The organism is Methylobacterium sp. Leaf117, from assembly GCF_001422985.1.
Classification (GTDB): domain Bacteria; phylum Pseudomonadota; class Alphaproteobacteria; order Rhizobiales; family Beijerinckiaceae; genus Methylobacterium.
This window is the reverse complement of sequence record NZ_LMNL01000037.1, coordinates 104,753-116,793: the sequence shown is the minus strand read 5'-3', so window position 1 is coordinate 116,793 and position 12,041 is coordinate 104,753. Positions and strand designations below refer to the sequence as shown.

Annotated in this window: 9 protein-coding genes and 1 pseudogene; 6 read left to right on the top strand and 4 right to left on the bottom strand. The window is 67.8% G+C overall.

What is annotated here, in order from left to right:
* Positions 1 to 187 precede the first annotated feature (187 nt).
* The 4 genes from ASF57_RS20795 to ASF57_RS20780 all read right to left on the bottom strand — a co-directional run bounded on the left by ASF57_RS20795 (position 188) and on the right by ASF57_RS20780 (position 3,974).
* Positions 188 to 1,090, bottom strand: coding sequence for a lytic transglycosylase domain-containing protein (locus ASF57_RS20795; RefSeq protein WP_056486928.1), 903 nt, complete (start codon positions 1,088 to 1,090; stop codon positions 188 to 190).
* Positions 1,091 to 1,303: 213 nt separating this feature from the next.
* Entirely contained in the window at positions 1,304 to 2,149 is an 846-nt protein-coding gene (locus tag ASF57_RS20790) for a Cof-type HAD-IIB family hydrolase (RefSeq protein WP_056486925.1), read from the bottom strand.
* Positions 2,150 to 2,170: 21 nt separating this feature from the next.
* A complete protein-coding gene (locus ASF57_RS20785; protein ID WP_056486921.1) occupies positions 2,171 to 2,725 on the bottom strand; it encodes a gluconokinase in 555 nt (184 codons plus the stop codon).
* A gap of 88 nt (positions 2,726 to 2,813) precedes the next feature.
* Positions 2,814 to 3,974, bottom strand: coding sequence for an alpha/beta hydrolase (locus ASF57_RS20780; RefSeq protein ID WP_348528148.1), 1,161 nt, complete (start codon positions 3,972 to 3,974; stop codon positions 2,814 to 2,816).
* Positions 3,975 to 4,521: 547 nt separating this feature from the next.
* Between ASF57_RS20780 and ASF57_RS20775 the strand changes: the two are divergent.
* The 6 genes and pseudogenes from ASF57_RS20775 to ASF57_RS20750 all read left to right on the top strand — a co-directional run.
* Positions 4,522 to 5,577: pseudogene (locus ASF57_RS20775) on the top strand (polysaccharide biosynthesis/export family protein); the annotation flags it as partial.
* A 466-nt stretch (positions 5,578 to 6,043) separates the two neighbouring features.
* Entirely contained in the window at positions 6,044 to 7,102 is a 1,059-nt protein-coding gene (locus tag ASF57_RS20770; protein ID WP_244477060.1) for a branched-chain amino acid ABC transporter substrate-binding protein, read from the top strand.
* Between the two features lie 210 nt (positions 7,103 to 7,312).
* Positions 7,313 to 8,425, top strand: a complete 1,113-nt coding sequence (locus ASF57_RS20765) for an ABC transporter substrate-binding protein (protein ID WP_056486907.1) — start codon at positions 7,313 to 7,315, stop codon at positions 8,423 to 8,425.
* A 418-nt stretch (positions 8,426 to 8,843) separates the two neighbouring features.
* Entirely contained in the window at positions 8,844 to 10,304 is a 1,461-nt protein-coding gene (locus ASF57_RS20760) for a deoxyribodipyrimidine photo-lyase (protein ID WP_082504244.1), read from the top strand.
* Between the two features lie 157 nt (positions 10,305 to 10,461).
* Positions 10,462 to 11,781, top strand: coding sequence for a chloride channel protein (locus ASF57_RS20755; protein WP_056487479.1), 1,320 nt, complete (start codon positions 10,462 to 10,464; stop codon positions 11,779 to 11,781).
* Between the two features lie 74 nt (positions 11,782 to 11,855).
* Entirely contained in the window at positions 11,856 to 12,035 is a 180-nt protein-coding gene (locus ASF57_RS20750; protein ID WP_056183226.1) for a DUF1328 domain-containing protein, read from the top strand.
* Positions 12,036 to 12,041: the final 6 nt, after the last annotated feature.

The window sequence follows — 12,041 nt, the reverse complement described above, 5'->3', positions numbered from 1 at the left end:
CGGCGCAAGCGGTCAGCGGTCAAGGAGCCGTTGGAAACGTCGATAATCCGCCCGGGAACCACTCAGCGGAAGCGCACCCTGTCCAGATGGGCGCAAGGCCGGGACGGGAAGGGATCGGCCAGTCTCGCAGAGACCGAGACGCGGACCGAACCAAAAAAGGCCCGACAGGGAGGCCCGGCGGGACGACTTACTGTGCGGCGACTGGCAGCGCCGAGGCCTCGAGCACCGTTCCGGCCACGGGTACCTTCTTGGCCACCACGACTGTCCGGCCGACCGAGGCCAGGGCGAGCGCCGAGGGGCGACGAGGCGGCAGCGGCACCTCGATGGCCTCGCTGAAGGCGGCCTCCACCTGTGCTCCGGCCTGGGTCATCCCCGGCGTGATGCCGGGATGAGGGCTGATGGCAGCGGCGGGGCTTGCGGAGGAGATGGACGGGGCGGCTTCGGCTGGTGCGAGGGCGGCGACATCGAGCCCGGCGAGCGAGGCCGGACGGCGCGGCGGCAGCGGCACCTCGACGAGGTCGGTCGGAATCCCGTTCGCGATCGGGCTCGGCGCATAGGCCAATGCGGTGTTGGCAGCGATGATGGCCGGTTTGTCGGCGCGCGCGAAGGCGTTTCCGAAGGCCTCGCCGGATTTCGGCGCCTCGACCTCGTCGGGAACGTTGGTCTCGATCCCGAGGCGCTTAGCGGCGTAATAGTACCCGCGATTGTAGAAGCCGTAGGCGCGGGCGATATCGCCCTTGGCGGCGCGGTAGGCGCCGGCCAGGTAGGCGATGCCATAGCGCAGGTTCACCCGGGGGTCGAACAGGCCGGCCGCGTCGCCCTGGTATCCGAGCCCGCGCGCGGTGGCATGCTTGATCTGCATGAGGCCAAGAGCGCTGCCGCCCTTGGCGTTCGGGTTGTAGTTGCTCTCGCGCTTCACGACCTGATGGACGAAGCTGGATGGGAGCCCCTGGGCCTTGGCCTGCTCCTCGATCAGCGCATCGATGTTGTCGCGGGCGACCGACCCCTGCGCAGCCGCCTCGCCGGGCGCGAAGAGCCGGCACGGCATGGCGACCGCGGCGACGGCGAGGATCAGGAAGCGCTGGTTCATACGGAGACCCGGATGTCCTTGTTCTTGGACGGTCAGGGTCCGGGCCAATTGAGGCCGGAAAGCGGCCTCCAAGGGGTGAGCGTAGCCGTTTCCCCATGTGCTGTGGCGCACACGACACAGGCTCACGCTCGGTTGGCTGAGTGTGTCCGAAGTGATTCTCCAATGTTGCCAACGATCTCGCGGATCTGTTCGGTCGTTGGCTTGCGTTTGAGATCAGCACGGCAAAATAAAATCGGCGATCGCCTTTGCGAAGCCGTCGGCGTCGTTGGTGGCCGTCACGGCACTGGCCGCAGCTTGGACCGAAGGCGATGCGTTGCCCATTGCCACCGAAAATCCGCTGCGCCTGAACATCGGCACATCATTGCCGGCATCCCCCAGGGTCGCGATCCGGGCTGGATCGAGGCCGAGATGGCGGCTCATGGCCTCGACGAAGGCTGCCTTGCCGGAACCCGGCGGGGTTACGTCGAGGTAGTAGGCCTGCGAGCGGTGGACGTCGGCGCGTCCGGCCAGCGCCTTGGCGATCTCGGTCTCGCAAGCCTCCAGGTGGGCCGCGTCCGCGCTGACGCCGACGATCTTGGCGGCGTGGTCGAGGAGGGGCACGAGATCCGCGACCACGTTCGGCTCGGTCCGGAGTGTTCGGCGCTCGAGGTCCGTGTACGGGCCGTACGGGTTGGTGAGGTTCCAGGCCCCGTGCGCGAACACCCAGGTGTCGAGGCCGGCCGCCGCGAAACGTCCTGCCGCGTCCTGGGCTGCCTCAGCGGGGATCAGCGTTTCCGACAGGATCGTCAGGTCGGGAGCGACCAGGGTGCTGCCGTTGAAGGCCCCCATCGGCAGGGTCAGGCCGAGCTCCGCCACCAGGGATCGCAACCCCACCGGTGGCCGGCTCGACGCGATCGTCAAGCCGATGCCCGCGGCTTTCAGCCGGCGCACGGCCGCGCGGGTCGCCGGTGTCAGGCGCTTCTCGGAGGTGACGAGCGTGCCGTCCACATCCGAGATGACCAGGGCGATCGCGGTGGGAGGCGCGTCGACAGAGGAGGGCGCATCGGAGGAAGCAGGCATGGCAAGGCTCGGGCTGAGATTTCAGGAGGACTGACCGCCCTCCCCCAAGTCCAGACGGGCCAGGATCGTTGCCACGACGGCCTCGGGGGCCGCGTCGATGCCCACTGCCGTCGCGTTCTCCTCCGGTCCCGGCGGCTCCAGGATCGCGAACTGGGTATCGAGCAGGGCCGGCGGCATGAAGTGCCCCTGCCGTTGCGCGAGACGCCGTTCGATCAGGGCTCGATCGCCCTCCAGATAGATGATCTGCACCTCGTCGCGACCGCGAACCAGGATGTCTCGATAGGCGCGGCGCAGGGCCGAGCAGACTACGATTCCGGGTGTACGCTGTTGTATCTGGGTATCGATCCAGGCTCCGATCGCGGCGAGCCAGGGGGCGCGGTCATCGTCGTCGAGGGGGTGGCCGGCCCGCATCTTAGCCACGTGCTCGGGGCTGTGGAAACCGTCGCCATCGACGAAGGCCCAGCCGAGGCGCTCGGCGAGGCAGGCTGCCACCGTGCTCTTGCCCGAGCCGGAGACGCCCATCACCATCAGGATTTTGGGATGTCGGGTCTGTGGCGGAGCCTGATGAGACGCCATCGCGTATCCTTACTGTCCTGACGAAACCGCCTCTTAGCAGGCTCTGGCGCGATTGCGCGGGCCGGGGGCGGGCTGCTTTCGCGGTGCGTCAGGATGCAATCGCAACGGGGCAGAGCCCGGGCTGGACCGGGCTCAGCACGCGCTCGCGCAGGCGCTGCGGGCCGAGCGTCATGGCGAAGAAGTCGTAATAGCCGCGCTGGTCGTTGGCGAGCAGGAACTGGAAGTGCATTCGGAACGGGCGCCATCGCACCTTCCGGTAGGTTTCGGCGCTGATGATCTCGCGGAATCGCGCAGACCGCACCAGGGGATTGGTTGCGAGGCGACCACGTAGGTCGAGATCGAGATGAGTCACCGGATTGAAGCCAGGAAAGTTCATCCAGTCCTGGGGGGCCTGGAAGTCGGCCCAGACCAGGCGCTGCGAGGTGACGAGACTCGTGATCTCGTCGCGCAGGCGCTGCGCCCGGCGCTGCATCGCCACGAGAGGGAGCCCGGAGCCGAGGGTCACGAGGGCCAGTGTCGTGGACCCCGTGCCAAGTCGGCCGTTGCGGGCGAGGACCCTGGCCGCAACCTCGACGGCGGTCATGGCTCCCGAGGAATGGCCGAGGATCAAGATTTCGTCGGGCTCGTCCCCTGCTACCAACCCGGCGCAGCGCGCCAGGACATGGTCGGTGAACGCGTCCAGGCGCTGCTCGTAATCCGGTCTCCAGCCCTGGCCATGCTGCCAGTTGAAGACCCAGTCGTTCAGGAGCTGCCAGAAGTAGATCCTGTTGAGGAACGCTTCCATTGCCTTGATCCACGCGAGGGCGATGAGAAGCCCCGCCGGCATGGTGATCCAGAGCGGCCATCCGAGGCTGTGTCCGAAGGCCGTCCCCAGATGGGCATGCACGAAGGTCGCGATGGCAAGCGTGCACAAAGCAAGGATGAGAACCATCACCAGGGGATAGAGAATGACGTTCCCGTATTTCCAGTTCAGGCGGTAGAATCGGATCATCAGACCGGATGCAAGGGTCTGGAGCGTGCCCATCAGCAGGAGGGCGACGCTGAGGGGGCGCCGCCGCCCGAAGTCCGTCCGGACGAGATCGTCCCAGAGCAGCACGTCGTAGGTGGTCTCAGCCCCCTGTGTCTCGGGCTGCGCCGCCACCCGCCAGCTCTGCACCGTCCCGTCCGCACTGAGGGTTGCGCGCGAGATCGCGCGCTTGGGCTCGGCGAAGCGCTTGGTGTAACGTGCCAGTTCCCGGACGAACAGCATCCTGTAGCGGCTGCTGCCCTCCGGGTCGTATCCCGGGACATAGAAGATATGTCGTCGCTTGACCGGCCCTGCGACCGCATCCGCTAGGCCTGAAGGCGTATAGTCAAACGGCGATGCCATAGCGTCCGATGGGCCAGGAATTCAGGTTTCGCAAATCGATCCTGCGCCTTGAGGTGAGAACGTATATTGCCTTGTCCTTTCAAATGTTACTCGTTGCACGATTTGTTTGGGATAGGCGTGGGTAGCGGGGATGAGAGGCTGGGTCCGGGCGCTCGCCGTTGGACTGTGACCCCTCCGCCACGGACAGAACCTCGGCGATGGTCTAGGCAGCCTGTGAGAGAAACCGACAGGCGATCCTGCATGCGCGCACTGCCTCTGGCCCTCTGCACCGCCCTGGGCACTGCCCTGGCGGTGTCGGGCTGCTCGTCGATGCTACCGGCCGCCGGTCCGACGACGGGTGCGGTGGTGGACGGGGCCGACATCGCCACGAGCGAGGGGACCTTCGCGCGCTACGAGATCGTCGACCTGTCGGCGGCCACCATCGAGNGCCGGTCCGACGACGGGTGCGGTGGTGGACGGGGCCGACATCGCCACGAGCGAGGGGACCTTCGCGCGCTACGAGATCGTCGACCTGTCGGCGGCCACCATCGAGGCCCTGCGCGGACGCGCCCTCGACAGCCTGCTGGCCTCGTTCGGCGACCGRCGCCCCTCCCTCGAACCCGTGATCGGGGTCGGCGACTACGTGGCCGTGTCGGTGTGGGAAGCGGGTTCGGGCGGCCTGTTCTCMGGKCCSCTGGTGGCCGACCGCTTCTCGGCYGGCTCCAAGTCGGCCCTCATCCCCGAGCAGGTGGTGCCGCGCGACGGAGCCATCAGCGTGCCCTATGCCGGGCGCATCCAGGTGGCCGGGCGCCGGCCCCAGGAYGTGCAGGCGCTGATCGAGACCGAACTGGCCGGYAAGGCGATCCAGCCCCAGGTGCTGGTCTCGGTGACCAAGGCGGTGTCGCAGACCGTGACGGTGACGGGCGAGGTCGTGGCCGGCGCYCGCGTGCCGCTCTCGGGCAAGGGCGACCGCCTGCTCGACGTGGTCGCCACCGCCGGCGGGGTGCGCGCGCCGGTCAACGAGACCTTCGTGCGCCTCTCGCGCGGACCGCAGACCGCCACGGTGCCGCTGACCACGGTGGTGTCGAACCCGGCCGAGAACATCTTCCTGCGCCCGGGCGACACCCTGACCCTGGTGCGCGACCCCCAGACCTTCCTGGCGGTGGGCGCGCTGGGCAACGCCTCCGAGATCCCGTTCCAGGCCGAGGGCATCACCCTGGCCCAGGCCCTGGCCAAGGCGCGCGGCCTGTCCGACTTCCAGGCCGACCCGTCGGGCACCTTCATCTTCCGCTTCGAGCCGGCCGCGGTGGTGCGCCGCCTCAAGCCGGGCAGCCCGCTGCTGGGCACGCCCCTGGTGCCGGTGGTCTACCGCATCAACATGCGCGACCCCAACAGCCTGTTCCTGACCCAGGCCTTCCGCATGCGCAATCGCGATCTCGTCTACGTCTCCAACGCCCCCTTCACCGAGGTCCAGAAGGATGGCGTCGCCGCGGTGTGCCCTTCTNCATCAACATGCGCGACCCCAACAGCCTGTTCCTGACCCAGGCCTTCCGCATGCGCAATCGCGATCTCGTCTACGTCTCCAACGCCCCCTTCACCGAGGTTCAGAAGGTCCTCTCCGTCTTCTCTACCGTCACCGCTCCGGTCTCGGCCGGCGCTTCCCTCTACGCGACGGCCCGGTAAGGTGGCGCTGCGGGCATCTGGCATCGCCGCCTGACGCCCGCGCCGAAGCTCCCTCTTGCGTTCTCGTGCAGCATCGCGCACGGGTCGCACAGGCCCGGTTCGATGCCGGAAGGCAACGGGTCGTGGACCCGGTGCACGCCGAACCTTGGCGGCAGGCCGATCCGCCTCTATCTTTCAGCGAGGTCGACCGAGGCGTGAGACGGGGCGGGATGAGGTTCAGACGCGCGGCCCGGCGCTTCGGGCTTGCGGGCGGCTTGGCTGGCAGCCTGTTCCTCGGCGCCGGCTCGATGGTCGGAGCCACCCCGGCCCGGGCCGACGTGGTCATTGGCGTCGCCGTTCCGCGCTCCGGCGCCTACGTTGCGGTCGGCGAACAGGTCCTGCGCGGTGTCCAGGCCGCGGCCCGCGATGCCAACGCCAAGGGCGGCCTTGATGGCCAGACCATCGTTCTCGACGTGCAGGACGATGCCTGCGACTCCAACAAGGCCGTGGCGGTGGCCAACCACTACGCCACCCAGGGGGTGCGCCTCGTGGTCGGCCACGTCTGTTCGAACGCGTCGCTTGCCGCCTCCGAGGTCTATGCCGCCAACGGCACGCTGATGATCACCGCGGCCTCCGTCGCCGCCAAGCTCACCGACCGGGGTCTGCCGACGATCTTCCGCGTGTGCGGGCGCGATGACGATCAGGCCAAGCTCTCGGCCACCGTCCTCGCCGAGCGGTTCCGCGACAAGAAGATCGCCATTCTCAACGACCTGACGCCCGGCTCGCGCAACCTCGCCGCCGCCACCAAGGAAAACCTCAATCGCATCGGCATCAACGAGGCTATCGCCACTGCCTTCGCGGCGGGCGATGCCGATGATGCCGCCCTCGCCGATCGCCTGAAAGAGGCCGGGATCGCTGTCGCGTATTACGGCGGGGATGCCCGCGAGATGGGGCGTCTCGTGCGGATTTCGGCCGAGCGTGGCTTCAAGCCGCAATGGTTCGGGACTTCCGCCATCGCCACTCAGGAATTCGCCACCATCGCGGGGCCAGCGAGCAACGGCGTGCTGATGACCTTCTATCTCGACCCGCGCCGGAAGCCCGAGGCCGCTGCCGTGGTCGCGGCCTTCAAGGCCGAAGGTGTCGAGCCCGAGGGATCGACGATCTATGGCTACGCCGCGCTGCAGGCCCTCGTGGCGGCCGGCAATTTTGCCCACACGACCGACTCGAAGCGGATCGCCGCCACCCTGCACGTGGAGCGCTTCGACCTCGTCCTCGGTTCGGTCGGTTTCGACAGCAAGGGCGACGTCACCGCCCAGGGATACGTCCTCTACGTCTGGAACGACGGCACCTTCACGTACGCCAAATAGTGTTCACGGACATCAACTCGTGTCCGCTGGCGTGATTGATGGCGTCGAAACGTCCCTGTGAGGATGCCATTCGGGTCGGCGGGAACTGACATTCTGACGTTTCGGGATCGTTTCCGGCCTTTCATCGGTTCGTGAACGGCGAATCTTCAGGCCATCGATCGGCCTGGACGCGCCGCGACGGGACGATTCGAGAACTTTCAGCGAGACGTCATGCCTCCATCCTCCGCAGGTCCCTCCACCGGGCGCCGTGCTCTTCTCTCCGCAGGGCTTGGCGGCGCGGCATCCCTCCTGGGGGCGCCTGCGCGCGCCGAGGCTGTGCCGGAACTGCGCTGGCGTCTCGCCTGCGCGTTTCCGAAGAATCTCGATATCCTGTTCGGTGCGACGGAAATGCTGGCCCGGCTCGTCGGCGAGGCCACCGACGGGCGCTTCCAGATCCAACCCTCGGGGCCCGGCGAGCCCGTACCTGCCGAAGGGGTCCTCGACGCGGTGAGCGCGGGTACGGTCGAGATGGGCTACGCGTCGGCGGCCCTGGGGGCGTCCAAGGACCCGACCTTCGCCCTCGCCACCGCCCTGCCCTTCGGCCTCAACGCGCGCGGCCAGGGCGCCTGGTGGCTCCAGGGCGGAGCCGCCGACCTGTTCGGCGAGATCTTCGCCAAGCACGGTCTGGTGGCCCTGCCGGCGGGCAACACCGGTGCGCAGATGGGCGGATGGTTCCGCCGCGAGGTGAAGACGCTGGCGGACCTCCAGGGGCTGAAGCTGCGGATCGGCGGGCTTGGCGGCCAAGTATTGGCCAAGCTCGGTGTCGTGCCCCAGACCACGCCGGGGTCGGACCTCTACGCCGCCCTGGAAGCCAAAACGATCGATGCAGCCGAGTGGATCGGGCCCTACGATGACGAGAAGCTCGGACTGCAGAAGGTGGCCCCGACCTACCATTATCCCGGTTTCTGGGAAGGGGCGTCGATGCTTCACCTCTGGTTCAACGCCGAGGCGTGGAAGGGACTGCCGAAAGCGTACCGCGCCATCCTGCAGGCTGCCTCCGCCCAGGTCTATGCCGACGTGCAGGCGAAGTACGACGCGCGCAATCCGCGGGCCCTGCGTCGCCTCGTGGCCGGCGGCGCACAGTTGCGTCCCTTCCCCCAGGACGTGATGGAGGCAGCCCTGAAGGCCGCCAACGACGTCTATGGCGACATCGGCGCCAAGAATGCCGACTTCAAGCGGATCTACGAGGCGATGAAGGTGTTCCGGAACGAGGAATATCTCTGGTTCCAGGTGGCGGAATACACCTACGACAACTTCATGATCCGGGCGCGCGCCCGTGGGTGACGGGCGCGCGACAGAAAAAAGGCCGCTCCGAAGAGCGGCCCGAAGTCTAGGGAGGAAACGCCCAAGGAGGGCAGCGGGACCGCGACGCCATCGCGTTCCCGCGATGCACAATCTGATCCTCCTGTGGAGAATTGCAAGGTGAATAGGGCAGCACTCGTGTCTCTTTTCGCGGGGTGCGATCGGTTGCTCCATTTCTGTATCCAAAATGTCGCATCTGAGCAGCCGCAAATGCTCGCTTCCTGGATCGGGTGCGATCTGAAGTGAATACGCGGTAGCGGGCTGTTCGAATTCAGCTTTCGTCGTTCCGTCTGTTCTTCTCCGTAGTGCGGCCCTTCGCGCGGGTGGGCCTTTATGCCTTCGGCGCCGGATGGACCTGGCGCTCGATCTTTCAGCGTGATTCGGAAATGGGTGTCGGCCGATGGCGATACAGGCGGGACGGGTTCGAATTCTCAACGATGTCGAGCCCCGCGGCGACGGGCGCTACGTGCTCTATCTGCTGCAACAGGCAAACCGCGCCCACCACAACCCGGCTCTGGAATGGGCCGTCGAGGAGGGGAACCGCCTCGGTCTTCCCGTGCTCGCCTGCTTCGGGCTGCTCGACGGCGCCAATGGGTTTCCCGAGGCCAATGCCCGGCACTACGCCTTCCTGCTCCAGGGTCTCGCCGATGCGGCCTTGGGCCTCGAGGCGCGCGGCATCGGCTTCTGCCTGCGCAAGGCCTCGCCCGCCGCGATCGCCATCGACCTCGCAAAGCAAGCGGCCGTTCTGGTTTTGGACCGGGGTTATCTCGCCATCCAGAAGCGCTGGTACGACGAGATCGCCGCCGTCGTCGAGACCCGAGTCGTACAGGTGGAGGGTGACGTGGTCGTCCCCGTGGACGTCGTCTCGAGCAAGCACGAATACGCGGCCCGCACCTTGCGCCCGAAGCTGCACAAGCATCTCGACGACTACGTGGCGCCCCTCGCTGCCCGCACGGTGAAGCACCGGGCCGGGGCGGGTCTGCCCCGTTCCGAGGTCGACATCGCCGATCCCGACGCGGTGCTGGCGAGCATGAGCCTCGACCGCGTGGTGGGTCCGGTGCGCCGCTTCACCGGTGGCGAGACCGAGGCCCGCCGGCGGCTCGTGGCCTATCTCGACGGCCCGTTCGCGCAGTACGGAAGCGACCGCAACCGCCCGGAAGCCGGGGCGGCCTCGCACATGAGCCCCTACCTGCATTTTGGGCAGATCTCACCCGTCGAGATCGTGCTGGCGGTGCGCGCGGCGAAGACCGGCGGCCGAGAGGACAAGACGGCCTATGTCGAGGAGGTCGTGGTCCGTCGCGAACTGGCGATGAATCACGTCCATCATACGGAGGGCTACGACGACTATGCCCGCGCCGTCCCCGAATGGGCCCGGAAAGTGCTGGCCGAGCACGCGGCCGACCCGCGTCCCAGGACCTATACCGAGACGGAACTCGCCGAGGGCAAAACGCACGACGTCTACTGGAATGCGGCTCAGGCCGAGATGCGCGAGACCGGCTACATGCACAACCATCTGCGCATGTATTGGGGCAAGAAGATCCTCGAATGGTCGCCCTCACCCGAGGAGGGCTTCGCCCGCACATTGCGACTCAACAACCGCTACTTCCTCGACGGCCGCGACGCGAATTCCTTCACCAACGTCGCCTGGGTCTACGGCCTGCACGATCGGCCCTGGGCCCGCCGCAAGATCTTCGGGACCGTGCGATACCAGAGCGAGAATTCTCTTCGGAAGTTCGACGCCAAGGCGTATCTCAAGACCGTCGAGGCCCTCTGTCGGGCGGAGGCGGAGGGAAAGGACGGGCACGCGAAGGTACGGCCCTTGCCTGAGCGCTCCGCTCGCCGCGCCAAGGGCTCGTCCTGAGCCTCGCCGTCCGTCCTCGTTTCACTTCCGGGACCGAATGCTCCGAATTCCGACCCCCCGGCGCGCAAAGCTCCTGCGCGCCAAACTCATTCGCGGAAAGGTCCTGCCTGCCAAGGTCCTGCCTGCCAAACTCCTGCCTGCCAAACTCCTGCCCGGGATGCAGCGGTTGCGTGGCGCGACGCAGGACGCCTTCGGGGTGTGGCGCCATCGACTGCTGTTCCTTGCCGGCGGCGTCGGCGTCGGGCTGGCGGCGGTGCTCATGGCCTGGCTGGCCGATGCGGCCCAGGGAGACTTTCGGCAGGTGCTGGCGCTCTCGCCGCTGGTGGCCCTCGGCCTCACCCCGCTCGGCTTCGCGCTCTGTGCCTGGCTCGCCCGCGACGTGTTTCCGAACGCGCAGGGGTCGGGCATCCCGCAGGTGATCGCTGCGCGCCAGACCCGGCAGGTCGCCCTGCGCCGCTCCCTCGTCTCGCTCAAGGTCGCGATCGGCAAGATCGTGGTGATGAGCCTCGGGCTGCTGTTCGGTGCCTCTACCGGGCGCGAGGGCCCGACGGTGCAGGTCGGGGCCGCGATCATGGCGGCGGCCGGTCACCTGACGCCTGAGCGGGTTCCGGGCCTGATCCTGGCGGGTGGCGCGGCCGGCGTCGCGGCTGCCTTCAACACGCCGCTCGCTGGCATCGTCTTCGGCATCGAGGAACTCGGCCGGGCTTACGAGGCGCGCACCGGCGGACTCATCGTCGCCGCCATCGTAGCGGCGGGGCTGACCGCCATGGCGCTCACCGGCAACTACACCTACTTCGGCACCTCCGACGCCGCCCTGCCCTTCGGTCCGGGCTGGATCGCCATCCCGGTGATCGGCGCTCTCGGCGGCCTTGCCGGCGGTGGGTTCGCCCGCATCGTCATCCTGTTCGCGCGCGGCCTGCCGGGACGCCTCGGGGCGGCCATCGCCAGACACCCGATCGCCTTCGCGGCGGCCTGCGGCCTCGGAGTCGCCCTGTGCGGCCTCATCTCGGGCGGCGCGGTCTACGGCACCGGCTACGAGGAGGCCCGCGCCCTCCTGCACGGCACCGCGGCGAGCCACGTCGATTTCGCCCCGCTGAAGTTCCTGGCGACCCTGTTCTCGGCGATCAGCGGTATACCCGGCGGGCTGTTCGCCCCCTCCCTCAGCATCGGGGCCGGCCTCGGCGCCGCCTTCCAGGGGTGGTTCCCGGGGGTGCCGGTGGCTGCCCTCGTCCTGATCGGCATGGTCGCCTACCTCACCGGGGCTCTGCAGGCGCCGATCACCGCCTTCGTCATCGTCACCGAGATGACCCAGGACCATACCCTGATGATCCCCCTCATGGTGGCGGCTCTGATCGCCGACGCGGTCTCGAAGGCAGTCTGCCGCGAGGGGCTCTACCACGCCCTGGCGCACATCCTTCTCGAGCGGCACGGCACGGAGGGGCGCCCGAGCGCGCCCGCATCTCCGATGCCGTCGTAAAACAGCCGAGCTTGGGCGGAACGCTTGCGGCTCAGGGCGGTTATCGCTCGGTTTCGCGAGCTGGAGTATTGCGCATGACCCTTTTGAAATGGGCCCTCATCTGTTTCGTGATCTCCCTGCTCGCGGGTGGTCTCGGCTTCACTGGCATTGCCTCGGGCGCCGGCTCCCTGGCCCGCATCCTGTTCGGTCTGTTCCTGGTGGTGGCCATCATCATCGTGATCGTCGCCTTCGCCATCGGGCAGGCGGTGTTCTAGTCCGTA